This is a genomic window from Phaeobacter sp. B1627, assembly GCF_006265095.1.
GTDB lineage: Bacteria > Pseudomonadota > Alphaproteobacteria > Rhodobacterales > Rhodobacteraceae > Epibacterium.
This window is the reverse complement of sequence record NZ_VCNK01000023.1, coordinates 88,304-112,282: the sequence shown is the minus strand read 5'-3', so window position 1 is coordinate 112,282 and position 23,979 is coordinate 88,304. Positions and strand designations below refer to the sequence as shown.

Below are 23,979 nucleotides of genomic sequence, written 5' to 3'. Positions count from 1 at the left end.
CCCCCGGCTGCCTGCATCGGGGACGGGCGTCAGAGGCGTGATCTGCATCAGGTTTCCGCTGCAGGCGGGGGCGGGTTCCGGCGGCGTTTGAAGGGGCAAAGACTGCGCCTCCCTCGTTTTGGCCCCCGTTTTGGCCGCCTTCTTGGCCCCCGTCCCGAACCGCGTCCCGAACCTCGTCCTGAAATTGAAAAAGCCCGGTCAGCTTTCGCTGCCGGGCTTTGATGTTGTCTGTCCTGCCGGATCTTCGCGCCACCTGATGTTCAGGTCAGCGGATGTTCAGGTCGGCAGATATTTGGGCCGCCTGGCCAACCTGGCCTCGCGGGAAACTGTTCTCAGAACGGGATTTCGTCGTCGTCGATGTTCTGGGAGGGGCCACCCTGACCGCCGCCAAAGCCACCGCCGGACTGACCACCACCGCCGTAGCCACCACCGGACGGACCGCCGCCGCCATAGTTGCCACCGCCGTAATCGCCACCGCCGCCGCCGTAGTCACCGCCGCCGCCCTGGCCACCACCGCCAAAGCCGCCGCCTCCGCCTTCGCCGCGACCGTCAAGCATGGTGAGCGTGGAGCCAAAGCCCTGCAGCACGACCTCGGTTGAATAGCGGTCCTGACCGCTCTGGTCCTGCCACTTGCGGGTCTGCAGCTGGCCTTCGATATAGACCTTGGAGCCTTTGCGCAGATATTGTTCCGCGACACGCACCAGACCTTCGTTGAAGATGGCCACGGAATGCCATTCTGTCTTTTCGCGGCGTTCGCCGGTGGTCCGGTCCTTCCAGTTCTCAGAGGTGGCGATGCGCAGGTTGCACACTTTGCCTCCGTTCTGGAAACTGCGGACTTCCGGGTCGCGGCCCAGATTACCGATGAGCATTACTTTGTTCAGGGAGCCGGCCATATGGATCCTGTCCTTTGTTTCTTTCTATATCGAGAGCGTGTGCGACGGGTCGCCTGAACAGGATGTCGAATCCCGTCCGTTGCCTGGCCGGTACAGTAGCCGCCCCTGCGGTGTGATGAAAGGGCAGGACGGGGGTAGAGAGGGCGGGAAACGGCGCAATTTCACCCCGGCGCGGTCAGAAGATGTGGATATCTTTCTTTTCGCTCAGAGATGACTATATTGCCCGCACCTGAGGAAACAGACGGTTCCATTGCCAAGATGCGACGCTTAACCACTGCTGCCCTGATTTTGACGACCTGCGCTGCCCCCGTGGCGGCCTCTGATCTGTTCAAGACCAAAAACAAGCGCAAGACGTTTGCCGCCCAGACCCGGTTTCTCGACACCCGGGCCGCCAGTCAGTACCAGAATTCCGAACGGCTGAGGCCGGACAGCCTGCAGGATGATATCCTGCCGCTCTATCGCGGCAGCTACCGGGGTGAATTCCTCGAGGTCGCCCGCAGCGCAGCCCGCGCCAATGGGGTGCCGGAGGATCTGTTCCTGCGGCTGGTCCAGCAGGAGAGCAATTGGAACCCCGCCGCCCAGTCGCACAAGGGCGCTCTGGGGCTGGCGCAGCTGATGCCGGGGACGGCCCGGCTGTTGGGGGTCGACCCGCTGGTCCCTGCCGAGAACCTGCGCGGTGGCGCAAAATACCTGGCGCAGCAATACCGCAAGTTCGGCTCCTGGCGCCTGGCGCTTGCGGCCTATAATGCTGGTCCCGATGCGGTGCGCAAATATGGCGGTGTGCCACCGTTTGAGGAAACAATGACCTATGTGCGCCGGATCCTCGGGAGCTGAGGCGAAAACCGGCACAGGCGTAGCCTCGACCGGCCCCGCGCAAGGGGGCGTTAACCATTTGCCCCGCTGATTTCGTTAACCGGTCATTAACCTGCCTTAATCAGACGTAAATATCGGTCCCAATACGGAGGGACTGAGTATGAGTGGCAAAACGTTTCAGGGGCAAGTGGACCGCATGAGCTGGGTTCCCGGTGCGCAGCCCCGTCCCGAACTGGTTGATGCGATCCTGTCTCATCATGGCAAGGCGACGCCGCAGCGCGAGATCGCTCCGACACTGATGGGTGTCGTCATGGGAGCGTTGATCGGAGTGCTGCTGAAAGGAATGGCGCTGCCGGGTGTGCCCTGGGGGCCGGAGACCGGCCTGATCGGCCTGCTGGTCGGCTCCGTCGCCTTGCTGGGCTTTGGTGCCTCTGTCGCAGCCGCGGGTCTGGCCATTGTCATCGGCCGGAGGCATCCGCATCTGCTGCAATGGGCGTCGGTCAATCTTCTGACGGTGTTGATTGTGGTGCTCGTCTGAGCGGCAGCCGGACCTGATCCCGCGGGTGGGACCGGGTGGGACCGGGGGGAGAGAGGGACGCGGTCGGAAACGGCTGCGTCCATTCTGCATCTGGAAAATCGCTCCGATTTGCGCTAGGTCACGGCCCTGACCACCGGAGATATCCCACCCATGGTTTTGCGCGCTGCTGCCTGCCTGATATGTTTCTCCTCACCGCTTCTGGCCGAGGGCTACGCCACGCCAGTGGAGCTGGGCGAGGCGCTGTTTTTCGAAACGGAGCTGTCGGCAAACGGAACGCAGTCCTGCGCCAGTTGTCATGACCCCAACGCAGGGTTTGCCGATCCCCGCCGGGACGCCAACGGGGCCTTTTCCCGGGGCGATGACGGCGTGTCTCTGGGGGCGCGCCATGCACCGAGCGCCGCCTATGCGGCACTGTCGCCGGCCTTTCATCGCAACGCCGACGGCGCGTGGGTCGGCGGGCAATTCTGGGACGGTCGCGCGGCGGATCTGGAAGAGCAGGCGGGCGGCCCCATTTTGAACGCGATCGAGTTGGGGCATAAAACCGAGGCAGAGGCCGTCGCGCGTCTGGCCGCGGACCCCGACTATGTGGCGGCCTTTGCCGCTCTCTACGGTGTGGACATCAGGTCAGATGCGCGGGCGGGGTTCGCCGCCCTGACCGCAGCCTTGGCGGAATTTGAAGCCAGCCCTGTGTTTCAGCCCTTTGACAGTAAATACGACCGGTTCCTGCGCGGCGAGGCGGAGCTGTCGCGCGAGGAAGAGCTGGGGCGGGTGCTGTTCTTCTCGCAGCAGTTCACCAATTGCAACCAATGCCACCAGCTCCGGCGCAGCGCCATGGACCCCTCCGAACCCTTCACGGATTTTCGCTATCACAACATCGGCGTGCCTGCCAATCTGGCCGGGCGGCAGGAAAACGGCGTCGGCGCCGATTGGGTGGACAATGGCCTGTTTGACAACCCTCTGGTGAAGGATCCGGCGCAACGGGGCAAGTTCAAGACGCCGACGCTGCGCAATGTGGCGGTGACGGGTCCCTATATGCACAATGGCGTGTTTCAGGATCTGCGCACGGTCATTGTCTTCTACAACAAATACAACAGCGCCGCAGAGGCCGCCCGGATCAATCCGGAAACCGGCATGGAGTGGGGCGCAGCACCGGTGCCGGAGACCCTGTCTACCACGGAGCTGACCCATGGGCCGGCGCTGGATGCGCGCCGGATCGACGCGCTGGTTGCGTTTCTGGAAACACTGACAGATTCTCGGTACGAGACGCTGCTTGGCGACTGACATATTTGCTTTTGAGCGGCAAATCCGGCGAGTAAGGCAGGTTTGCGTGAATTTCCAAGAAAAAGACACAATTTTGAACCAGCCGCTTTACCGGTGATTCACTTCTCTGCAGCAGGGTCGGGCGCATCGTTATAGAAGGGCGAACGTTTCATGCTGGTAGAAAACAGCCAAATTCCAGATGCCTTGACCGAGGCATTCGCAACCGTCGATGGTCTTATGGCCACGGGCAAATATGCGCGATCTCTCAGCGTGATGTTGCCGCATGTGCAGTCAGGCGAACTTGATCCCGGCCTGCTCGACCGCACGGCCGATTGTTTCTTTGAAATGCGTGATTTTGATAACGCAATCAACATTATGAAACACCTCACCAAGAGCTTTCCGGACGACACGGCGAGCTGGGGTAAGCTGGGCCTGATGCTGCAGACCAATGGCGATCTGGCCGGCGCGTCAGCCGCCTTTGAAGAAGTGCTGCGCCGGGACCCGAACTCCATTCCGGCACTGACCGCGCTGAATGGGATCGAGACCTTCGCGATTGACAGCCTTTATGCGCAGCGGCTGCTGTCGCTTTCGGAACGTGAAACCCTGGAACCGAACCTGCGCGCCCTGGTGCATCACGCCTTGGCGCAGATCGCGCATGCGGCGGGCGAGACTGCGGTTGCATACACGCTGTTTCAGTCCTCCCGTCAGGAAGTCGCCGGCGCGTTTGCTCCTGCGATCTTTGACGAAATGGTGGCGGAACAGGAAAAACTGTTCGAGCCCTGCGCCACCACCGAAGAGGCCGCGCTCCTGCCGAGCATCGTCTTCATCGGTGGTATGCCGATGGCGGGCACCGGTCTGGTGGAGCGTATCCTGTCCAAACATCCGGGCGTCTTCAGCGTCGGCCAGAACACGGCCCTGTCGCGGACGCATGGTGCGATCCGCATGCATATGGCCAAAACGGATCGTCCCTGTAATTACTGGGACTGGATGGATCAGATGACCGCTGAGGAAGTCGATATCTTCCGTCAGTATTATCTGGAACGCGCCCTTGGTGGGCAGGTTGCGGGCGGCAAGACAATCGTCGATGCGCATCCGCTTGGTTGCCTGGAATTCGCACTGGCGCAATTCCTCTTCCCGGAGGCGAAATTCGTCTTTATGTCGCGTCACCCTCTGGAAACCGCGCTGGCCAATATTGCGTCCAACGTTCTGAACGGCAACGCGCTTGCCTCTCGCGCAGAATGGATCGCAAAAGTGACAGGCGTGGTCTATTCCTCTGCATCGCATTATGCTGCGAAGCTGGGCGATGCGATGCGGCTGCAGTCCTACGAGGCGCTGGTGAACAATCCCGAGGCCGAAATCGCGCTGCTGCTGGAGCACGCAGGCCTGCCGTTCAAGGACGCGTGCCTGACCCCCAACCCGCTGTGTGATCTCGACTCTCTGGCGGATACGCTGGGCCACGAAGAGCTGTCACCGGCCACGCAGGGTCAGTGGCATGCCTACGCCGAGGAGCTGAAGCCAGTGTCCGACGCGCTGGGAGGTGAGCGTTGGATCGCGGCCTGGGAGGCCTTTGACGAGACGCTCCGTTGAACCTGGCCGTTGGCTCGGACCGCCCTTCTCTGATCTGATCTGATCGGGGGTGAGGATCTACCTACGGTCTGGCAGTTGGGTCCGGTAGTCGGGTCTGGCAGTCGGGTCCGGCAGATGGATTCTGCCTCGGTCAGATGGGTATCCAGATCAGCATATCGGAGCCGTCTCACCCCATTCTGAGGGTGAGACGGCTTTGCACGGGCAACTGTAGCGGAATATGTCGGGGGCGGAGCTGTATCCGGTCATTCGGCTGCGATTTTGATCACGGGTTCCATGCTGGCGAGCACGTCCTCGCTCAAATGGCATTTGATCTGGTGGCCATTGTCTGATGTGCGGATTGGCGGGACTTCTTTGTCGCACAAACCGCCGGGAACCTGCGATTTCCACCGGCACCGGGTCTGGAACGGACAGCCGGACGGCGGGTTCATGGCAGAGGGTATATCGCCTTCCAGCACGATATGTGTCTTCTGAACGGATGTATCTGCAATCGGCACCGCCGACAGCAGGGCTTCGGTATAGGGATGATAGGGCGGCGAGAACACCTGATCCGTATCACCCAATTCCACCACATGGCCCAGATACATCACCATCACCCGGTCCGACAGATACCGCACGATGGACAGGTCATGGCTGATGAACAGCAGCGTGGTCTTTTCCTCGCGCTGGATTTCCATCAGGAGATCCGTCACGGCCGCCTGCACTGACACGTCTAGAGCCGAGACCGGCTCATCCGCCACCACGATGCGGGCGCCGCCGGCAAAGGCTCGGGCAATGCCAACCCGTTGCTTCTGCCCGCCGGACAATTGCCGCGGCATCCGGTCCGCAAAGGCGCGCGGCAGTTTCACCAGATCCAGCAGTTCAAACATCCGCTGTTTGCGATCGCTGTCGCTGTCGCCAATGCCAAAGATATCCAGCGCCCGGCGGATCTGACGTCCGACCGTCATGGAGGGGTTGAGCGTGTCGAATGGGTTCTGAAACACCATCTGAATGTCGGAGACCGTGCCCGCGTCCCGGTTCTGAATCGGAATTTGCTCGATATTGCGGTTGTCGAGCAGGATCTCTCCCTCGGTTGCGGTTTCCAGCCCCATCAGGACCTTGGCAAAGGTCGACTTGCCACAGCCGGACTCCCCCACGATGGCAAGGGTCTCGGATTCGCGGGCCTCAAAGCTCAGGCTTTCATTGGCCTTGACCACTTTGGTTGTGCCGCCGCCAAACAGCGCATTTGCGGCGACCTCGTAGTATTTCTTCAGATTGTCGATCTTCAGCACAACCCGGCCGGGTTCATTGCGCGGCTTCTGTTCGCCCAATGCAATCGGGGCGGTCCAGTCGATCTCTTCGAATTTCACACAGCGTGTATGATGGCGTTCATTGCCCGTGATGGTGACCATCGGGATGTCGCCCATGTCACAGCGCCCGGCCTCGAAGTAATCGCAACGGGGGCCGAAATTACAGCCACGCGGACGTTCATGGGGCAGGGGAAAGTTCCCCGGGATGGCCACCAGAGGCCGCGCGGTCTTGTCCGCGCCCGGCAAGGGGATCGATCTGAACAGAGCCTGGGTATAGGGGTGGCGCATGTGATCGAATACATCCTCGATGGAGCCGCGCTCCACTGCCTCGCCGGAGTACATGACACAGATCCGGTCGCAGGTTTCCAGCACCAGACCCAGATTGTGAGAAATGAACAGCATCGAGGTGCCGTATTTCTTGCCAAGATCCTTGACCAGTTCGACGACCGCGGCCTCGACAGTGACATCGAGCGCAGTGGTCGGCTCGTCCAGGATCAGCAGCGACGGTTTCGACATCAAGGCCATGGCGATCACGATCCGCTGCTGTTGCCCTCCCGACAGCTGATGCGGGTAGGAGCCGAGGATGCGCTTGGGGTCCGGCAGCTTGACGTCCGTCACCACCTCCAGCGCGCGGGCGTAGGCCTCTTTTTCACCGATCTTTTCGTGGATCATCGGCACTTCCATCAGCTGCTTGCCGATTTTCATCGCCGGGTTCAGCGAGGCCATCGGTTCCTGATAGATCATCGCGATCTCGTTGCCGCGCACATCACGGAGCTCTTCCGTGCTCATCCCCGCCAGATCGCGGCCTTTGAATTTGATCGAACCCCCGACGATGCGACCGTTCTTGCCGAGATCCTGCATGACGCCCAGGGCAACGGTGGATTTACCGCAGCCGGACTCTCCGACGAGGCCGACCGCTTCGCCCGGCTGCACGGAGACGGAAAAATCCATCACTGCCGGGATCTCGCGCAGGCGGGTGAAGAAGGAAATTGACAGCTTGTCGATCTCGAGGATCGGGCCGGCATGGTCTGCAAGTTTGCTCATCTTTGGCTCCCTGGGAGGCTGATGAGGTCTGATGCCTCAATCGGCCCAAAATACCTTGGGGGCCGGGGACAGGACCCCCGGCCGCGGTCATGTCAGTCCTTCAGGCTTTCTTCGCGCAACCCGTCGGCCAGAAGGTTCAACCCCAGGACCATGGTCATCAGCGCCACGGCTGGCGGTAGCGCCGGGTGCAGGTAGATCTGCAGCAGCTTGCGGCCGTCATTGATGGTCGATCCCCAGTCGGGGCTTTCCGGCGGCAGGCCGAGGCCGAAAAATCCGAGCGTTCCCAAAAGGATGGTGGTGTATCCGATGCGCAGGCAAAAATCCACGATCAGCGGCCCGCGGACGTTGGGGAGGATCTCCCACAGCATGATGTACCACGGGCGTTCCCCGCGGGTCTGGGCCGCAGCCACATAGTCCCGGGTTTTGATGTCCATCGCCAGGCCGCGCACGATACGGAACACGGTGGGGGAGTTCACGAAGACCACCGAGACGAAGACCACCAGCACACCGCCCGGAATGTCAAAGAAATCCAGCGGCCAGAAATCGATTTTGGACCCGGCGGAATTGATCAGGGACATGTAGGCCAGAAACACCGGCAGCAGCACCGCGATCATCCAGAGCGCGTTTTTCTTCGGCTGGGTCCGGAAGCGCGAATGGATCAACACGCCGCAGAAGATGATCGGAAAAGCAAAGAGCACTACGGCCATGTATTGAGGCAGTCCGGTTGCGACGATTTCCGGGGTCACCAGCAAATAGAACAGCAAGATCACCGGGAAGGCGAGGATCAGATTGGCGAGAAACGACAGGGCTGTGTCGAGGCGGCCGCCGTAGTAGCCTGCAGGCAAGCCCAGCGTGATCCCGACCATAAAGGCAAAGAGGGTCGCCAGGGGCGCGTATTTCAACACCTCCCACGCGCCTTTCACCATACGCGAAAAGACATCCCGCGCGAGGTTGTCCCCGCCCAGAAGATACCAGCCGTATTCCCCGGCCTCCGCACCGCGCACCGGGGTGCCGGGCAGCTTGTTCTTCATGCCGGACACCTGCGAGAGCGGGTCATGCGTCGCAATCAGGTCCATCGCGCCGAAAATGCCGGTGAAGACCCAGAACATCACGAGTGCAAATCCGATCACGCCGATCGGGCTGTCAAACAGTTTGCCATAAAGCCCGAGGCGGCGCTTGAAACAGACCGAAAGGCCAAACAATAGGACCAGCGCCGTCCAGGTGGGCAGCAGTTGCCGCGAGATCGCCCCGACGATCCCTGCGCCGGACCCGATCACGAGGCCAAACAGAAGATAGGCCAGCGCGATGAGAGATACGGCGATAAAGGCGAAGCGCAGGCCAAGGCTGGCGATGGCCTGCGGATTGCCGGCCAGCGTGATGGTGCCATCGGCATTGGCGACCTGGCGGGTACCCGCGGCCGCAATGCTCAGCAGCATCCAGATCACAATGGCGGCGGCCAACGCCGTCAAGGCGATGGCGAACAGTGGGTTGAGAAAGGCAAGCGCGCCCGTCCAGGTCAAAGGTTCCATAAGATGCGTCCTGCCTCAAGAAATACGGATGCGCGGGTTCAGGAACACATAGCCGATATCGGAAATCAGCTGCGTGAGCAGAACCACAACGACAGAGACAACAGAGACGGCGAGCAGCAGCTCGATGTCATTGTTGCTGGCCGCTTCGACCAAGGCCCAGCCAAAGCCTTTGTAATTAAACAAACTCTCCACGATCACCACGCCGTTCAGCAGCCAGGGAAACTGCAGCATGATGACGGTAAAAGGCGCGATCAGCGCATTGCGCAGCGCATGTTTCAGCACGATATTGGGAAAGCTGACCCCCTTGAGCCGCGCGGTTCGCACGTATTGCGCGGTCATGACCTCGGTCATCGAGGCCCGTGTCATGCGGGCGATATAGCCCATACCGTAGAGGGCGATGGTCAGCACCGGCAGAAAGAAATTCTCGAAGGTGGGGTTCTCCATCGCCGCGGTTGCCGTGCCCTTGAACCATTTGAGCCCCACGGTCGAGGAGGCAAAAACCGCGATGAATATGACACCGGAGACATATTCAGGCGTTGCGGTGGTCATGATCGACAGGGTCGAGAGCGAGCGGTCCGTAGCCGAGCCTTCGCGCATGCCCGCCAGCACACCCACGATCAGCGCCGAGGGGATCATCAGGATCAGCACCCACATCATCAGATAGCCCGTGTTGCCGAGCCGGGTCTGAATGATGTCGCCGACGCCGGTCTTGAACCGGGTGGAATAGCCCCAATCGCCCTGAAGAATGCCACAAAACTGAGGCGCCTGAGCCACAGTTGTCGGCTCCACGGCGCCTTTGATGCAGCGGCCTGTGATGCCGTCCTCGCCCACACGGGTCCAGCCGGGCACCACGCCGAGCCATTGGCCGTATTTCACGATCATCGGTTGCGCATAGCCGTTTTTGTCCAGCCAGCTGGCCACGGCCTCGTCCGACATGCGGAAGTTGCCTTCGGTCTTGGCGAGCTTTTCAAGGTTCGGGTAGAGATTTGTCAGAAAGAACACGATGAACGTCAGGCACAACGCCGTAATGATCATCACGCCTGAACGACGCAATATGAATAGTCCCATGTGATCCCCTGCAGACTGGCGGTCGGCTGGCCCTGATGTGCGCCGGAACTGGGTCTTCCGGGCTGGGAGGCCGTGTTCTTGTTGATTTTATTTGTTTTTGTGGTGTCCGCCCCCAGCGGCGATTGCCGGGGGCGGATCTGGGGTATGGGCGTGATCAGAGCTGATCAGGCCGCCCAGCCCCATTTGTAGTGGTGATGCTCAAAGGAGATATGCATTTCCGCACCGGAGACGCCTTCGCGCATGTGACGGTAGAGGGAGCGCCAATAGGGCTGGATGGTGACGCCTTCGTCCTGGATCAGTTTTTCCATCTTCTTCATTACCAAACGACGTTTGTCAGCGTCCGCAATGGCGAGTGCTTCGTCCAGAAGACCGTCGAATTCCGCATTGGACCAGCCGAATTCGTTCCATGCCTCGCCAGAGCGATAGGCGAGGGCGTGGATCTGCACGCCGAGCGGACGGTGGTTCCAGTTGGTGGAGCTGAAGGGATATTTCGTCCAGTCGTTCCAGAAGGTGGAGCCGGGCAGAACGGTGCGTTTGACCTTGAAGCCTGCATCGCGCAGCTGTGCGGCAACCGCATCGGTGGTGTTCTTGCGATAGTCGTCGTCGATCGAGATGATTTCATGCTCGAAATCCATCATCCCGGCCTCTTCCATCAGCGCGCGGGCGCCTTCGGGGTCGACAACCTGCGCGGGCAGTTCGGCATATTCCGGGTGGATCGAGCCGACGTGGTGATTTTCCGCCACAACGCCGCGATTGCCGTAGCCGAGTTCCAGGCAGATGTTGTTGTCGACGGCCATCTGGATCGCCTGACGCACCCGCTTGTCCGCATAGGGCTGCTTGCCATCGACTTCGGCCAGCTGGTTGGGGCGCACCACCACGGTGGACATGGTCACCACCTCGGATTTGACAAAGCCCAGCGCGTCCATCACGTCGATGAATTCGCCGACCGATTCATAGAGCATGTCTACTTCTTCGGATTCGAGCGCGGAGAGCCACGACGACGGATCGGTGCCAAAGTCGATATATTCGATCCGGTCCAGAGCCGGCTTGCCAAAAACCTCTTCGCCCCACCATGTGTGGTCGGTGTTGCGCTCAAGCGTACATTTCACGCCCACCTCGAGTTCGGTCATCAGATAGGGGCCGGTGCCGATGTTCTGAGTCATGTCTTCGGTGGAGAAGCTGGCATGGGTCATCGCCGCCGGGTAATCCGCCATGCCCGCAATGATCGAGATATCGGATTTGGGCAGGTTGAGCTTGACCGTGTGGCTGTCGACAACCTCGACGGCGCCGTCCAGGGCGGCTCCGGTGGCTTCGTCGATCAGGCTGGCGAAACGGCCGGCCATGGAGTTGCCTTCCAACGACTTGTCGCACCAGCCCAGCACGTTGCGGGCCACATCTTCGGCGGTGAAGTCGTCACCATTGTTCCATTTGACGCCCTTGCGCACGTTCAGGGTATAGACGGTGGCGTCTTCGTTGACCTCCCAGCTTTCAAGCAGCATCGGCGTGATCGAGCCGTCGTTGTTGTACTCGACAAGATATTCCAGCGTGCCACGGGTCTCATTGCCCATTTCCGACCAGTCGTAGGTGCGGGGATCTTTCAGTCCTTTGACACTCATCTGAACGCGCAGGGTACCGCCGTCCTGCATGTCCGTCGCAGCCCGAACCGGCGCGCCGAGGCCGATCATCGCATAGGCTGCGGTCGCCGAAACGCCGAGTGCGGTGGCCCGGGTCAGGAACTCGCGGCGAGAGATCCTGCCTTTTTTCAGTTCCTGCGCGTGCATCTCAGCCGCCCAATGGGGGGTCGTGCGCGTGGGGGTGGTGGTGGTCATGAGTGTCTCCCTGTTCTCGCCCGTCTGGGACTGGCCCTCTGCCGATGAGAGGTCCAGCGCCGCGGGCTTTTTGTATCGTGTCGAGACATTTGAGTTGCCACAATGTTGCCCGACGCCACCATACGGCAACAGAACAAGGGCTAGGTCAATGCACAGTATCGGCAGCTCAAGGTAAAAAAACGACATCTTGGCTGTCGGGAATGAGAAAAAGACACTTCTGTCCAGTTTTCGCTCGGGATCATGCCATTCAGGGGTGCAGGGCCTGCGTTTTTGCGTCACCACCTGCTGTTTTGCGCAGGGTGCTCGGGGTTTCGCCGGTGTGCTGCGTGATGAAGCGGGTGAAATAAGCAGCACTTCCGAAGCCGAGCGATTGTGCAATGTCCCGGATCGGCAGGCTGGTTCTGATCAGCAGGCTGCGCGCGGCGTGGAGCTGGCGTTCCGTCAGCAGGACGGCGGCCGTCTTGCCGGTCTCCTGTTTGCAGACCCGGGTCAGATGGGTGGGCGTCACCCCCAGTTCCGAGGCGTGGCCTGCCATATTATAGGTGCCTTCGCCGTCCTGGGCGAGGCGGGTACAGAATGCCCGGCACAGCCGCCGCGCGGCTGACGCGCTTTGGGTCTCGCCGACTGACTGCCACTGCCGTTTCAATTGAATTCCAAGAAGATCTGCGTAGCTTCGGATGGCACGATGGGCGTAGTCGTCGTTGATCTGCTGTTCGCGGAGCATGGAATCGAACAGACCGTTGAGCCGCGCCTGTTCCTGCATATCGCTGATCCGGATCTGCATTGGTGTCTCCGGCAGACCGCAGGGGATGGCTTCGCCGACACGCAGCACCTGACCGATACTCTGACGCCCAAGCTCGAGCGAGAATAACGTGCGCGCCGGCAGGCTGATCGCCGTATGGGGGCCAAAGCCGCGACAATGCCCGTCCATCATGACCCGCCCCTGACCGCGCGTGATCCAGATGACCAGATGACAATCCCGTTCGTGTGCCAGTTCGATTTGCCAGGCCCCGCCCGACATCAGTCGCAGCAGGGGGCTGACATCAAGTGGCCCAGTGGCTTTTGGATCAAAGGGCATGGCGACTGCGCTATCTGGTCAAAGTTGGCGGGAGCTTGGCGTGATGAAGTGATTCGATCAATTTTTTTGCAGTGGTTTTTGCAAGTCCCGTGATTTTGGCGCGCAAAACGTGAAAAAACAGTTCGATTTTACGATTTTGGCGTCAGTTTTGACCATTCTCCCATACGAGACCGCAACCATGTGCGCTGACGTTTGGCGTATTGGCGTGTTGCGATCGAGGCCTGTTCCTCCGCCTGGCTGAGGGTCAGTTGCCCTTTGAGGTGGGCCATGAGTTCCGGGACGCCGATGGCTTTGCAGGAGGGCAGGGCCGGATCATAGCGGTCCAGCATGGCGCGGGCCTCCTCCAGCGCGCCCTCTTCGATCATCCGGGAAAACCGGCGTCTGATGCGCGCTTCGAGCCAATCCTTGTCCGTGTCCACCACAAAAGCCGCACAAGCGCTGCGTGGCAAAAGCGGCGCCGGGGTGTCGTCCTGCCAATCCGCCAGCGCCCGTCCGGTCGCCCGCAGCACCTCCCAGGCGCGTTGCACGCGGGCCCGGTTCCGCAGGTCGATCCGCGCGGCAGTGCGGGGATCCAGCGCCTGTATCATGGCGTCCAGAGACAGGTCGTCGCCCTCGGCGCGCACCTCGGGCGGCGTTGCGGGGATCTCGGCCATGCCTTCGGTCAGGGCGAGGAAATAGAGCCCGGTGCCACCCACGATAATGGGGCGCTCGGGGCCGGTCAGAAGGGGCGTGACCTCGCGCAGCCAATGCCCGGCAGAATAGCCGGCATCGTAGGGCAGGTGGCCGTAGAGCGCATGCGCAGCCGCGGATTCGTCCGCCTCTGACGGGCGTGCGGTGACCACGCGCCAGCAGTCATAAACCTGGCTGGCGTCGGCATTGATGATCACCCCGCCCCGGGTCGTTGCGATCTCCATCGCCAGGGACGACTTGCCCGAGGCGGTGGGCCCAGCAATCAGAACAGGTTGGTCGTTGGGGATATTATCAAGCTGCATCAGTATCTTCCGCGGCAAAGTTCAGCATGTTTTCAGGTCATTTCGAGGTGATGTGGAATAAAGCCATTGGCTGCATTGATCCCGGACGGCTTTTGCTCCATTTTGCCGACAGATTTAACCCCGACATATTGCGGAGCACAACATGCCCCAGACCAGTGAACAGCCGGACGTCTCGCCGGCCGCGTCCTATAACCGTGTCATGCTGAAGATATCCGGCGAGGCCCTGATGGGCACGCAGGGCTTCGGTCTGCATCCGCCCACCGTGCGCAGAATTGCGGAAGAGGTCAAATCGGTCCACGATCTTGGCGTCGAAATCTGCATGGTGATCGGAGGCGGCAACATCTTTCGCGGGCTCTCCGGCTCTGCCCAGGGGATGGAGCGGACCACGGCGGATTACATGGGGATGCTTGCCACCGTGATGAATGCACTGGCGATGCAGTCGGCGCTTGAGGACCTCGGCGTCTTTACCCGGGTGATTTCGGCCATCCGGATGGATGAGGTGGCAGAGCCCTATATCCGTCGCCGGGCCGTGCGCCATCTGGAAAAGAAACGGGTCTGCATCTTTGCGGCCGGCACCGGCAACCCGTATTTCACCACCGACACGGCGGCGACGCTGCGCGCCAATGAAATGGCCTGCGAGGCGATCTTCATGGGGAAAAACGGTGTCGACGGTGTCTACGACAAGGATCCCAAAACCAATCCCGATGCGGTGAGATATGACAGCGTCAGCTACGATGACGTGCTGACCAAGCGTCTGCGGGTCATGGATGCCTCGGCGATCGCGCTGGCCCGCGACAACAACCTGCCGCTGTTTGTCTTCGGGCTTGATGAGCCCGGTGGTTTCCGCGGCGTTCTGGCTGGCGAGGGCACCTGTACAAAGGTGATGTAGGCCGGTGCCTGAGGTTCTGATCACAACTATTGCAGAGCGCGCGCGGGCCCAAAGGTCGCGCGCGCTTTGTCTTTTGAGTTGAAAAAATATTGATTTGTGCAACCATTGGGCGGTCGGTTGAATTTGTGACCCATGGATTTGTGTTCCTTGGTTTATGGGGCCATTGGGTCGGCCCTTTCTGGCGTCTGGTTTCTGGGCGCCACACCAATTCACTTCACATGTTATTTGAGAGGAGTTTGAATATGCCGGACCTAGATGACTTACCCCCGGAGCTGATCAGTGAAATCGGCTCCAAGCTGGAAATGGTGGACCTGCGGAACTTGCAGCAGGTGTCTACGTATTTTCGCGATATCGGACGGGATGTGGAGCAGATCCACGAGCGTAAATATGCCAAGCAGAAGAAACTTCTGGACGAGCTGACTAGCAACATGACGAAGGCGACGGTCATTGCGAAAAAGGTGAAGGGCAAGACGAAAGTCTCTCCCTTGCTGATGTTGAATGAGTATAATCCAGTCTACGCCAAGAGCCTTTTGATGCATCTCAAGGCAGGGAGCGACGACTTGCGCCATATCAACCAGTTCCAGAAACAGGTGCGTAACAATAAAGACAAATTCCCGCGTGAGATCATTCGATCCGCGATGGCCTTCAAAGACGCAAAAGACAAGCTCAAGCAGGCCTTGGCCTGATTGTCGCGCGCGTCGTGGGTGGCAGGTGTCGGCAACACCTCGACGCGGTGATCTAGGGTGCCGTGAAGCGGCTGCGCGCCGGTCCGGCGTCGTGGGTGAACCATGTTCGGCCCCACGGACATGGCGTTGGTCTGTGTTTCTTGATGGCCTGTGTTTCTTGATGGTCCGTGTTTGTTGCTGGTGCGTGTTTGTTGCTGTCCTGAGCGGCAATAGGTGTTTCTAATTCAAGATTGCTATACAATCTCCTGCCAATCGCTTAAGAGCGGTGTAAAGACGACCTCAAGTCAGGGGAGAGAGCAGAATGTCTGATGATTTTGAACTGGATACCGACGATCTGAAGCGCCGCATGGACGGTGCGATGAGCAACCTCAAGACCGAGTTCGCAAGCCTGCGGACCGGCCGTGCCTCGGCCTCCATGCTGGAGCCTGTGATGGTGGACGCATACGGGTCCATGACGCCGATCAACCAGGTCGGAACCGTGAACGTGCCGGAACCGCGCATGGTCACCATCAACGTCTGGGACAAAGGTCTGGTCGGCAAGGTGGAAAAAGCCATCCGTGAAAGCGGCCTCGGTATCAATCCGCAGCTGAACGGCACCATCATCATGCTGCCGATCCCGGAGCTGAACGAGGAACGCCGCCGTGATTTGACCAAAGTGGCCGGCCAATACGCTGAACATGCCCGCGTGTCGATCCGCAACGTGCGGCGTGACGGCATGGACCAGATCAAGAAGGCCAAGGCAGACGGCATGTCCGAGGATGACCAGAAGTTCTGGGAAACCGAGGTGCAGGAGCTGACCGACAAGATGATCAAAGTGGTCGATGACGCGCTTGAAGCGAAGCAAGCCGAAATCATGCAGGTCTGATCGCATCTGATGCCCTTTCGGACCAACATCGGGACCTGTGAACAGACCGGCTGTGACGGCGAAATGGCCGGGCCTGACTGCGGCCCGCGGCATGTCGCGATCATTATGGACGGCAATGGCCGCTGGGCTCAGGCCCGCGGCCGACCGCGCCTGTTTGGGCACCATGCCGGTGCCCGCAGGGTGCGCGAAGTCGTGGAATGCTGTCCGGCCTTGGGTGTCAAGTATCTGACAATATTTGCGTTTTCGACAGAGAACTGGAAACGCACACAAGTGGAAGTGGCCGGGCTGATGAGCCTGTTTCGCCGCTATATCTCCAAGGAGATGAAAGCGCTCGCGGCCAAGAACGTCCGGGTTCGGTTTATCGGCGATCGGGTCCGCCTGGATGCCAAGCTGATCAACCTGATGGACGCGCTGGAGCACGAGACCGCCGAGAACGACGGCACCCATCTGACCATCGCGCTGAACTACGGCAGCCGCGATGAGGTGGCGCGCGCGATCCGGCGGCTGGCGCAGGATGTCGCCGATGGCAGGCTCGATCCGGCCAATGTGGATGAAGAGACGCTGCCCCGCTATCTGGATACCCATGTTCTGCCCGATCCCGATCTGGTGATCCGCACCAGTGGAGAGGCGCGGATCTCGAATTTTCTGCTGTGGCAATCGGCCTATGCGGAGTATGAGTTCATCGACACGCTTTGGCCGGATTTCACCGCCGAGGAGCTCGCGGCGCTCTGCCGGAGCTACGGGCGTCGGGACCGTCGGTTCGGTGCGGTCAAACCATGACAGCGCGGGGCCGATGGGCTGATCTGCTGCCGCGCACCCTCTCGGCGCTGGTTTTGCTGTCGGCGGGGGCCGGGGCGCTGTGGTGCGGAGGGCTGATTTTCACGATATTCGTGGCGGTTCTGACGGGCGCGGTGATGTGGGAGCTCGTACGTCTGCTCGACACCTCCAGCGGTGAAGTGGCGCTCAATGTGGGAATACTGTCGGCGGCGGCCCTGGTGGTGGCGACGGTATCCTATATCGCGATGGTGCCGGTGATGCTGCTGGTGCCGCTGGCGCTGGGGCTGGTCCGTCTGCGCCGTCAGAGGGTCCGCTTTGCCATATTGGGGCTTTGGGTCATGATCGGGGCCTTTGGGTTGATATGGCTGCGAAACATACAGGGGCTGCCCTGGGCGATGTGGTTGATCCTTGTCGTGGTTGCCACTGATGTTGCCGGATATTTTGTCGGAAAATACATCGGCGGGGCAAAGTTCTGGCCCGCGATCAGCCCGAACAAGACGTGGTCCGGAACGGCTGGCGGATGGGCGGCTGCGGCGTTGATTGGCCTCGGATTTGTTGTGCTGGGGGCGATGCCCGCCTCGCTGATTTTGCTCTCTGTCGGCGTCTCGATGGCCAGCCAGCTGGGGGATATCGTCGAAAGCGCCGTGAAGCGGCGGATGGGCGCAAAGGATGCGAGCAACCTGATCCCGGGGCATGGCGGGGTGTTTGACCGGTTTGACGGCATGCTCGGCGCCTCCGCCTTGTGTTTTCTCGTGGTGGTTTTCTGGGGGTAGCCCATGCGCAGGATCTCGATCTTCGGGGCCACCGGCTCCATCGGGCAGAATACCATCGATCTTGTGCGCCGGGATCCGGCAGCCTATGAGGTCGTCGCCCTGAGCGGCGGGCACAATATCGCCCAGTTGGCAAAGGATGCGCGCGAATTTCGGGCCGAGACCGCGATTACCGCCCATGAGGACCGGCTGGAGGAGCTGCGGGCTGCTCTGGCGGGGACCGGGATCGAAGCGGCGGCCGGCAGCCAGGCGCTGATTGAGGCGGCAAGCCGTCCTGCGGATTGGATCATGTCGGCCATCGTCGGTGCCGCAGGCCTTGCGCCGGGCCTTGCGGCGCTGAAACAGGGCAGCACTCTGGCGCTTGCGAACAAGGAATCGCTGGTCTGTGCCGGGCCTTTGCTGATGCAGACGGCGGCGCGATACGGCGCCCGTATTCTGCCCGTGGACAGCGAGCATTCCGCCGTCTTTCAGGCTCTGGTGGGCGAGCGTATCGAAGAGGTGGAGCGGATCATCATCACCGCCTCCGGCGGAGCGTTTCGCGATTGGCCGCTGGAGGATCTGAAGTCCGCAACCCTTGCACAGGCGTCGTCTCATCCGAATTGGGATATGGGCCAGCGGATCACTGTTGATAGCGCCTCCATGTTCAACAAGGCGCTGGAGGTCATTGAGACAAAAGAATTCTTTGGCGTTACCCCCGAGCAGATCGAAGTCCTGGTGCATCCGCAGTCTCTGGTTCACGCGCTGGTGGGGTTTCGCGACGGTGCGCTGATGAGCCACCTTGGCGCGCCCGATATGCGGCATGCCATCGGCTATGCGCTGCATTGGCCGGACCGCAAGAGCCTGCCGGTGGCGCGGCTGGATCTGGCGGCCGTGGGGCAACTGGAGTTTCGCGCCCCGGAGCAGGGCCGGTATCCGGCGCTGCGGCTGGCCTATGACGTGATGGCGCGCGGTGGGTTGAGCGGAGCCGTGTTCAACGGCGCCAAGGAGCGCGCGCTCGATCACTTTATCGCGGGGCGTCTTGGCTTTCTGGACATGGCTGACGTAACCGAAGATGTGCTCGCGCAGATCGAGGCTGACGCGGGTCATATTGATGACGCAATGACACTTGAAAACGTGTCGCGAATGGATGATCTCGCCCGGCGGGCGGTGGATCGTCGTATGGCTGAAAAAGCAGGATAAGAATTTGGACGTAGTATCGCTGATCTCGCAACTTGGCAGTTTCCTATTTACGATCGGCAGCTTTGTCGTTGTTTTGTCCGTCATCGTCGCGGTGCATGAATACGGCCACTATATCGTCGGCCGATGGAGCGGCATCCATCCGGAGGTCTTCTCTCTCGGGTTCGGCCCGGTGCTGCTGAGCGGCGTCGACCGGCGCGGCACCCGATGGCAGCTGGCGGCGATCCCCTTTGGCGGCTTTGTGAAATTCCTCGGCGATGCGGATGCGGCGTCAGGCCGGGACCCGGCGCAGATCGAGACGGCGAAACAAGACCCGCAGATGCTGCGCAAAACCATGCACGGGGCGCCGCTGTGGGCGCGTTCGGCGACGGTCGCGGCAGGTCCGATCTTCAACTTCTTGTTGTCGATCGTTATTTTCACGGCGGTGAACCTCAGCCAGGGGCGGGTGCAGGACCCATTGGCGGTGGGCGAAATCCGCGATCTGCCCGAACTGGGCTACACGTTGCGTCCGGGGGATGTGATTTTGGCGGTCGCCGGAGTGCCCATTCCGAATGCATCCGAGGGTGGGTCCTGGGACCAGTTTCAGGCAAGCGTGCCGGTGGAACAGCCGCTGGACTATCGTGTTGGCCGCGGCGGCAGCGAACTGACCGTCTCCGGACCGTATCTGATGCCCAGTTCCGTGTCGCGCATCGCTCCGCGCAGTGCGGCTGCGGACGCAGGTCTGCGCGCGGGTGACGTGATCACTGCGGTGGACGGGGAGGCCATATTTGCCTTTTCGCAACTGAAGCAAAAGGTCGAGGCAGGCAAGGGCGCGCCGTTGGTGCTGACGGTCTGGAACGAGGGCGAAACGCGCGAGCTGACGCTCAGCCCACGTCGCACGGACGAGCCCGCAGCCGATGGCGGGTTCGAGAGCAATTGGCGGATCGGGATTGCGGGCGGGCTTGCCTTTGATCCGGCCCGCGAGGCGATGTCTCCGGTGACGGCGGTCGGGCAGGGGGCAGCTCAGGTCTGGCTGATGATCGGGCGGTCGCTTTCGGGGCTGAAACACATGATCACCGGCGACATCAGCACCTGCAACCTGTCGGGCCCTGTGGCGATTGCCGAGACCTCCAGCACGATGGCAAGTCAGGGCGCGGTGGATTTCATCTGGCTGATTGCCGCATTGTCCACCGGAATCGGATTGTTGAACCTGTTTCCGGTGCCGGTTCTGGATGGTGGCCATCTGGTGTTTTTCGCCTATGAGGCCGTGTTCCGGCGTCCACCCAACGATCGGGCGATGCAGATTTTGATGATGATTGGCCTGGGCCTGATTCTGAGCCTCATGCTGTTTTCAATCAGCAACGATCTGCTGTTTTGCTGACGCCACATGGCTGCACAGGGCCCGAGACACCGCCAGCGTGAGGCCTGCGCGACGGCAGGATGTGCGATTGCCGCCGCTTTGCTGCCCCTTTCTCGCCATAAATCCTGAATAGCGTTGGGCTTGGGTGAGTGATTCCGAACAACCTGTTCGGGACGTATGAAAACTGGGAGCATGCCATGCAAACCTTGCAGCGGTCCTATACGGGCCTTGGCCTCTTGATGCGGCTGAATGCGGACCGCGTGTTGTGCGCGGGCGCGATCGGTGCCGCGCTTATGCTGGGGACCTGGATTGTCTCTGGCCTCTGAGGATTAGGTCAAACCGTTTGAATTCAAAGGGTTGTTATATATGCGACCTCAGTTAAAGCAGCGGCAACATGCCTGCTGCTTTTCTTGTTTTTGACAACCGCTGCCAAACCCGATACGCAGATTTTAAGCTGCTATAACAATTGGGTTAAAACTGATGCTCTGGGGGAAAAACGCGGCAAATGTCCGCGAGGCGCGCCGCGTGTGTGCTGTGTCTGGTTCTGCACGTTCTGGTTTTGTACGTTCTGGTAATGCAAAGAGCATTCTTGGCTCCACCGCGCTGTCAGCGGTTTTGGCTGTCGGCCTTGGCATGGCGCCGATGGCCGCTCTGGCGCAGGATTTCAGATTCACAAACGTCCGTGTCGAAGGAAATCAACGCATTCAGAGCGCCACCATCGTCGCCTATACCGGACTAGAGCGGGGCGAAACGGTGAGTGCCGGGGCGTTGAACGATGCCTATCGGGGCGTCTTCGACAGCGGTTTGTTCGAGGTCGTGGAGCTGGTGCCAAACGGCAATACGCTGGTGATCAAGGTGGTTGAATACCCGACGATCAGCCGGATCAATTTCGAAGGCAACCGACGGATGAAGGATGACGCGCTGGCGGAGGTGATTGACTCGTCGCCGCGCCGGGTCTTCAGCGCCGATCAGGCCGAACGGGACGCCGCCGCCATCGCCGAACTCTACAAGGCGCAGGGGCGTCTTGCGTCCACTGTGACACCCCGGATCATCCGCCGGAACGACAACCGGGTCGATCTCGTCTTTGAAATCGCCGAGGGCGATACCGTTGAAGTCGAGCGCGTGTCCTTCGTGGGCAACCGGGCCTACTCCGACCGCCGTCTGCGCCGGGTTCTCGAGACCAAGCAGGCGACCTTCCTGCGGGCGCTGATCAACCGGGATACGCTGATCGAGGACCGGATCCAGTTCGACCGGCAGGTGCTGACCGATTTCTATCAGTCCCGTGGCTATGTGGATTTCCGCATCAATAGCGTCAACGCCGAAGTGACCAAGGAGCGTGACGCTGTGTTCCTGGTTGTCGATGTGACCGAGGGGCAGAAATATGCCTTCGGCGAGATCTCGGTGACCAGTGAATTCGCCGATGCCGATCCGGATCTGTACCGGGCGCAGCTGCGGGTGAAGCCGGGGGTGACCTATTCGCCGCTGGTGATTGAAAACGCGATTACCACGCTGGAACAGCTTGCGGTGAAGCAGGGCATCGACTTTTTGCGCGTCGAGCCGCGGGTGACCCGAAATGACCGGGACCTGACGTTGAATGTGGAATTCGCGATGGTGCGCGGGCCGCGGATCTTTGTGGAACGCATCGATATCGAGGGCAACACCACGACTCTGGACCGCGTGATTCGCCAGCAGTTCAAGATTGTCGAAGGCGATCCGCTGAACCAGCGTGAGATCCGCAACTCCGCCGAACGTATCCGCGCGCTGGGTTTCTTCTCTGACTCCGAAGTTGATGTCCGCGAGGGCAGTGCCCCCAATGAAGTGATCGTCGACGTTGATGTGGTCGAGCAGCCGACCGGCTCCTTCACGCTTGGCGGCTCCTATTCCGTGGATGACGGGATCGGGGTGGCAATCGGCATTTCCGAGGATAACTTTCTGGGCCGTGGTCAGAAACTGTCGTTCAATATCTCGACCGCTGAGGACACCGAAGCCTACAATCTGCGCTTCGTCGAGCCCAAGCTGCTGGGGCGGGATCTGCAGTTCGCCATCGATCTTGGCCTGAGCGAGACAGAATCCAGTTTTGCGGAATACGACACCTCTGCCATCATCTTCCGCCCCTCGATCACCTTTGACACCAGCGATACCACATCGCTCACCCTGCGCTACTCTTGGGACAAGGACGAGATGATTTCGCGCGGCGAGGACACCAACGGCGATCCCTATGCCGGTCCTGTCTTTCGCAGTGACATCGCCGAAGGCGAGCGGGTCACAAGCTCCGTTGGCGCCACCTTCACCTATGACAGCCGTCGGACCGGTCTCAACCCGACCGCAGGCTTCCTGATCCAGAGTGGGTTTGACTATGCGGGCCTGGGCGGTGACAACGAATTCATCCGGGCGACCAGCAAAGTGGTGGCGCAAAAGCTGGTCTTCAATGAAGAGGTGACCCTGCGGGCGACCTTTGAGTCGGGCTATCTGGGCTGGTTGGGCGACAACAAAAGCCGCACAACGGACCGGTTCCTGTTGTCCTCGGAATTGCTGCGCGGGTTTGAACCTGGCGGCGTCGGCCCGCGGGACATCTCGCCGATTGCCGGCGGTGGCAACTATAGCGACGCATTGGGCGGCAACCTCTATGCCGTGGCCCGCTTCGATGCGGAGTTCCCGCTGGGGCTGCCGGAAGAGATCGGCCTGAAAGGCGGGGTGTTCTATGACGTGGGCAACCTTTGGGGGCTAAACGATTCCAACGCGGCGGCGGCCGGAAACAATGTGGTCGGGCGCAACGGCTCCTTCCGCCATGTGGTCGGGTTTTCCCTGCTTTGGACAACCGGACTTGGTCCGCTGCGGTTCAATTTCTCCAAGGCTATCGTCAAGGAAGATTTTGACAAGGAACGCAACTTCGACCTGACCATTCAGGCGCGGTTCTGACCCATTGCGGGGCTGTGCATCAGCGAAACTCCTCTGGATGGCCGGGCTTTTGGCCGGGCTGTCCTGTGGTGTCTCTGTGGCGCAGACCCCGTTTCCAAGCGCGGGCGTCGGGCAATTCTCGACGTTCCAGAACCTTGGGCTGCCCAATAGCCAACTGCTGACGATCCATGCGGACAGGCTTTTTACCGAAAGCGCCTATGGCAAGCGGGTGGCGCGGGAAACGGAGGCGCGCAGCGCGGTTCTGATGGCGGAAAATCGCAGGATCGAAGCTGAGCTGCGGGCGGAAGAGCTGGATCTGGCCGAGCGCCGCTCCACGATGGAGCCCGACGCCTTTCGGGCGCTGGCCACTGCCTTTGACCAGAAAGTGCAGGAAACCCGGCGCACTCAGGAAGCCAAGTTTCTGGAAATCACCACAGCCCGCGATGACGCACGGCGCGCCTTTCGCCAAACCTCGATCCCCATTCTCGAACAGATCATGACGGAAACCGGGGCTGCAGCAATTCTGGAACAGTCTACTGTGTTGCTGAGTGCCGATGCCATCGACGTGACAGAGCTTGCCATCTCGCGTGTGGATGCCATCCTCGGTGACGGGACAGTCTCCGACGAGGCAGAGGCGGCACGGCCCTGAACTTGCCCCTTCC

General features: G+C 60.7%; 21 protein-coding genes. 14 read left to right on the top strand and 7 right to left on the bottom strand.

Annotated elements, in window-relative coordinates:
* Positions 1–332: 332 nt before the first annotated feature.
* Entirely contained in the window at positions 333–893 is a 561-nt protein-coding gene (ssb, locus tag FGE21_RS13815; RefSeq protein WP_139663886.1) for a single-stranded DNA-binding protein, read from the bottom strand.
* Positions 894–1,151: 258 nt separating this feature from the next.
* Between ssb and FGE21_RS13810 the strand changes: the two genes are divergently transcribed.
* From FGE21_RS13810 to FGE21_RS13795, 4 genes are all read left to right on the top strand, one after another.
* A complete protein-coding gene (locus tag FGE21_RS13810; protein WP_139663901.1) occupies positions 1,152–1,727 on the top strand; it encodes a lytic transglycosylase domain-containing protein in 576 nt (191 codons plus the stop codon).
* Positions 1,728–1,866: 139 nt separating this feature from the next.
* A complete protein-coding gene (locus tag FGE21_RS13805) occupies positions 1,867–2,244 on the top strand; it encodes a hypothetical protein (protein ID WP_139663885.1) in 378 nt (125 codons plus the stop codon).
* Positions 2,245–2,394: 150 nt separating this feature from the next.
* Complete coding sequence (locus FGE21_RS13800) at positions 2,395–3,525, top strand: cytochrome-c peroxidase (protein ID WP_139663884.1); 1,131 nt, start codon at positions 2,395–2,397, stop codon at positions 3,523–3,525.
* 150 nt (positions 3,526–3,675) lie between these two features.
* The gene (locus FGE21_RS13795; RefSeq protein WP_139663883.1) at positions 3,676–5,091 is read left to right on the top strand and encodes a sulfotransferase; all 1,416 of its coding nucleotides are present in this window, start codon (positions 3,676–3,678) and stop codon (positions 5,089–5,091) included.
* 242 nt (positions 5,092–5,333) lie between these two features.
* Here the strand turns inward: FGE21_RS13795 and FGE21_RS13790 are convergent, their stop codons facing one another.
* From FGE21_RS13790 to miaA, 6 genes are all read right to left on the bottom strand, one after another.
* Positions 5,334–7,421, bottom strand: a complete 2,088-nt coding sequence (locus FGE21_RS13790) for an ABC transporter ATP-binding protein (RefSeq protein WP_139663882.1) — start codon at positions 7,419–7,421, stop codon at positions 5,334–5,336.
* 92 nt (positions 7,422–7,513) lie between these two features.
* Positions 7,514–8,950, bottom strand: a complete 1,437-nt coding sequence (locus tag FGE21_RS13785; RefSeq protein ID WP_139663881.1) for an ABC transporter permease — start codon at positions 8,948–8,950, stop codon at positions 7,514–7,516.
* Between the two features lie 15 nt (positions 8,951–8,965).
* Positions 8,966–10,018 (bottom strand): ABC transporter permease, encoded by a 1,053-nt coding sequence (locus tag FGE21_RS13780; RefSeq protein WP_139663880.1) that lies wholly within the window; start codon positions 10,016–10,018, stop codon positions 8,966–8,968.
* A 164-nt stretch (positions 10,019–10,182) separates the two neighbouring features.
* Positions 10,183–11,847: an ABC transporter substrate-binding protein gene (locus tag FGE21_RS13775; protein WP_139663879.1), complete on the bottom strand. Its 1,665-nt coding sequence runs from the start codon at positions 11,845–11,847 to the stop codon at positions 10,183–10,185.
* A 247-nt stretch (positions 11,848–12,094) separates the two neighbouring features.
* On the bottom strand, positions 12,095–12,925 hold the full coding sequence (locus tag FGE21_RS13770) for an AraC family transcriptional regulator (RefSeq protein ID WP_139663878.1): 831 nt from the start codon (positions 12,923–12,925) through the stop codon (positions 12,095–12,097).
* Positions 12,926–13,053: 128 nt separating this feature from the next.
* Positions 13,054–13,917 (bottom strand): tRNA (adenosine(37)-N6)-dimethylallyltransferase MiaA, encoded by an 864-nt coding sequence (gene miaA, locus FGE21_RS13765; RefSeq protein WP_139663877.1) that lies wholly within the window; start codon positions 13,915–13,917, stop codon positions 13,054–13,056.
* Positions 13,918–14,059: 142 nt separating this feature from the next.
* On the opposite strand from miaA, the gene pyrH reads away from it, so the two are divergent.
* From pyrH to FGE21_RS13720, 10 genes are all read left to right on the top strand, one after another.
* The gene (gene pyrH / locus FGE21_RS13760) at positions 14,060–14,806 is read left to right on the top strand and encodes a UMP kinase (protein WP_139663876.1); all 747 of its coding nucleotides are present in this window, start codon (positions 14,060–14,062) and stop codon (positions 14,804–14,806) included.
* A 242-nt stretch (positions 14,807–15,048) separates the two neighbouring features.
* Positions 15,049–15,492: an F-box protein gene (locus FGE21_RS13755; protein WP_176695442.1), complete on the top strand. Its 444-nt coding sequence runs from the start codon at positions 15,049–15,051 to the stop codon at positions 15,490–15,492.
* 301 nt (positions 15,493–15,793) lie between these two features.
* Positions 15,794–16,357 (top strand): ribosome recycling factor, encoded by a 564-nt coding sequence (gene frr / locus FGE21_RS13750; RefSeq protein ID WP_139663874.1) that lies wholly within the window; start codon positions 15,794–15,796, stop codon positions 16,355–16,357.
* A gap of 63 nt (positions 16,358–16,420) precedes the next feature.
* Positions 16,421–17,137, top strand: a complete 717-nt coding sequence (locus FGE21_RS13745) for an isoprenyl transferase (RefSeq protein ID WP_139663900.1) — start codon at positions 16,421–16,423, stop codon at positions 17,135–17,137.
* The gene (locus tag FGE21_RS13740) at positions 17,134–17,907 is read left to right on the top strand and encodes a phosphatidate cytidylyltransferase (protein WP_139663873.1); all 774 of its coding nucleotides are present in this window, start codon (positions 17,134–17,136) and stop codon (positions 17,905–17,907) included. The genes FGE21_RS13745 and FGE21_RS13740 overlap by 4 nt, the downstream gene beginning before the upstream one ends.
* A 3-nt stretch (positions 17,908–17,910) precedes the next feature.
* Complete coding sequence (dxr, locus tag FGE21_RS13735; RefSeq protein WP_139663872.1) at positions 17,911–19,083, top strand: 1-deoxy-D-xylulose-5-phosphate reductoisomerase; 1,173 nt, start codon at positions 17,911–17,913, stop codon at positions 19,081–19,083.
* Positions 19,084–19,087: 4 nt separating this feature from the next.
* Positions 19,088–20,440 (top strand): RIP metalloprotease RseP, encoded by a 1,353-nt coding sequence (rseP, locus tag FGE21_RS13730; protein WP_139663871.1) that lies wholly within the window; start codon positions 19,088–19,090, stop codon positions 20,438–20,440.
* Positions 20,441–20,616: 176 nt separating this feature from the next.
* Positions 20,617–20,745 (top strand): hypothetical protein, encoded by a 129-nt coding sequence (locus tag FGE21_RS20435; RefSeq protein WP_255731592.1) that lies wholly within the window; start codon positions 20,617–20,619, stop codon positions 20,743–20,745.
* A gap of 307 nt (positions 20,746–21,052) precedes the next feature.
* Positions 21,053–23,338 carry an outer membrane protein assembly factor BamA gene (gene bamA, locus FGE21_RS13725; RefSeq protein ID WP_255731594.1) on the top strand — a complete coding sequence of 762 codons (2,286 nt, stop codon included), beginning with the start codon at positions 21,053–21,055 and terminating at the stop codon, positions 23,336–23,338.
* 37 nt (positions 23,339–23,375) lie between these two features.
* Positions 23,376–23,966 (top strand): OmpH family outer membrane protein, encoded by a 591-nt coding sequence (locus FGE21_RS13720; RefSeq protein ID WP_139663869.1) that lies wholly within the window; start codon positions 23,376–23,378, stop codon positions 23,964–23,966.
* Positions 23,967–23,979 lie beyond the last annotated feature (13 nt).

What these genes read in the sequence shown, in the direction of transcription:
- FGE21_RS13795 (WP_139663883.1), top strand. Translation starts at nt 3,676, where the DNA reads ATGCTGGTAGAAAACAGCCAAATTCCAGATGCCTTGACCGAGGCATTC.
- FGE21_RS13775 (WP_139663879.1), bottom strand. Translation starts at nt 11,847, where the DNA reads ATGACCACCACCACCCCCACGCGCACGACCCCCCATTGGGCGGCTGAG.
- dxr (WP_139663872.1), top strand. Translation starts at nt 17,911, where the DNA reads ATGCGCAGGATCTCGATCTTCGGGGCCACCGGCTCCATCGGGCAGAAT.
- FGE21_RS13790 (WP_139663882.1), bottom strand. Translation starts at nt 7,421, where the DNA reads ATGAGCAAACTTGCAGACCATGCCGGCCCGATCCTCGAGATCGACAAG.
- FGE21_RS13740 (WP_139663873.1), top strand. Translation starts at nt 17,134, where the DNA reads ATGACAGCGCGGGGCCGATGGGCTGATCTGCTGCCGCGCACCCTCTCG.
- FGE21_RS13785 (WP_139663881.1), bottom strand. Translation starts at nt 8,950, where the DNA reads ATGGAACCTTTGACCTGGACGGGCGCGCTTGCCTTTCTCAACCCACTG.
- pyrH (WP_139663876.1), top strand. Translation starts at nt 14,060, where the DNA reads ATGCCCCAGACCAGTGAACAGCCGGACGTCTCGCCGGCCGCGTCCTAT.
- FGE21_RS13720 (WP_139663869.1), top strand. Translation starts at nt 23,376, where the DNA reads ATGGCCGGGCTTTTGGCCGGGCTGTCCTGTGGTGTCTCTGTGGCGCAG.
- FGE21_RS13805 (WP_139663885.1), top strand. Translation starts at nt 1,867, where the DNA reads ATGAGTGGCAAAACGTTTCAGGGGCAAGTGGACCGCATGAGCTGGGTT.
- FGE21_RS13780 (WP_139663880.1), bottom strand. Translation starts at nt 10,018, where the DNA reads ATGGGACTATTCATATTGCGTCGTTCAGGCGTGATGATCATTACGGCG.
- bamA (WP_255731594.1), top strand. Translation starts at nt 21,053, where the DNA reads ATGGCGCCGATGGCCGCTCTGGCGCAGGATTTCAGATTCACAAACGTC.
- FGE21_RS13800 (WP_139663884.1), top strand. Translation starts at nt 2,395, where the DNA reads ATGGTTTTGCGCGCTGCTGCCTGCCTGATATGTTTCTCCTCACCGCTT.
- FGE21_RS13745 (WP_139663900.1), top strand. Translation starts at nt 16,421, where the DNA reads ATGGCCGGGCCTGACTGCGGCCCGCGGCATGTCGCGATCATTATGGAC.
- ssb (WP_139663886.1), bottom strand. Translation starts at nt 893, where the DNA reads ATGGCCGGCTCCCTGAACAAAGTAATGCTCATCGGTAATCTGGGCCGC.
- FGE21_RS13810 (WP_139663901.1), top strand. Translation starts at nt 1,152, where the DNA reads ATGCGACGCTTAACCACTGCTGCCCTGATTTTGACGACCTGCGCTGCC.
- FGE21_RS13755 (WP_176695442.1), top strand. Translation starts at nt 15,049, where the DNA reads ATGCCGGACCTAGATGACTTACCCCCGGAGCTGATCAGTGAAATCGGC.
- frr (WP_139663874.1), top strand. Translation starts at nt 15,794, where the DNA reads ATGTCTGATGATTTTGAACTGGATACCGACGATCTGAAGCGCCGCATG.
- miaA (WP_139663877.1), bottom strand. Translation starts at nt 13,917, where the DNA reads ATGCAGCTTGATAATATCCCCAACGACCAACCTGTTCTGATTGCTGGG.
- FGE21_RS13770 (WP_139663878.1), bottom strand. Translation starts at nt 12,925, where the DNA reads ATGCCCTTTGATCCAAAAGCCACTGGGCCACTTGATGTCAGCCCCCTG.
- FGE21_RS20435 (WP_255731592.1), top strand. Translation starts at nt 20,617, where the DNA reads ATGCAAACCTTGCAGCGGTCCTATACGGGCCTTGGCCTCTTGATGCGG.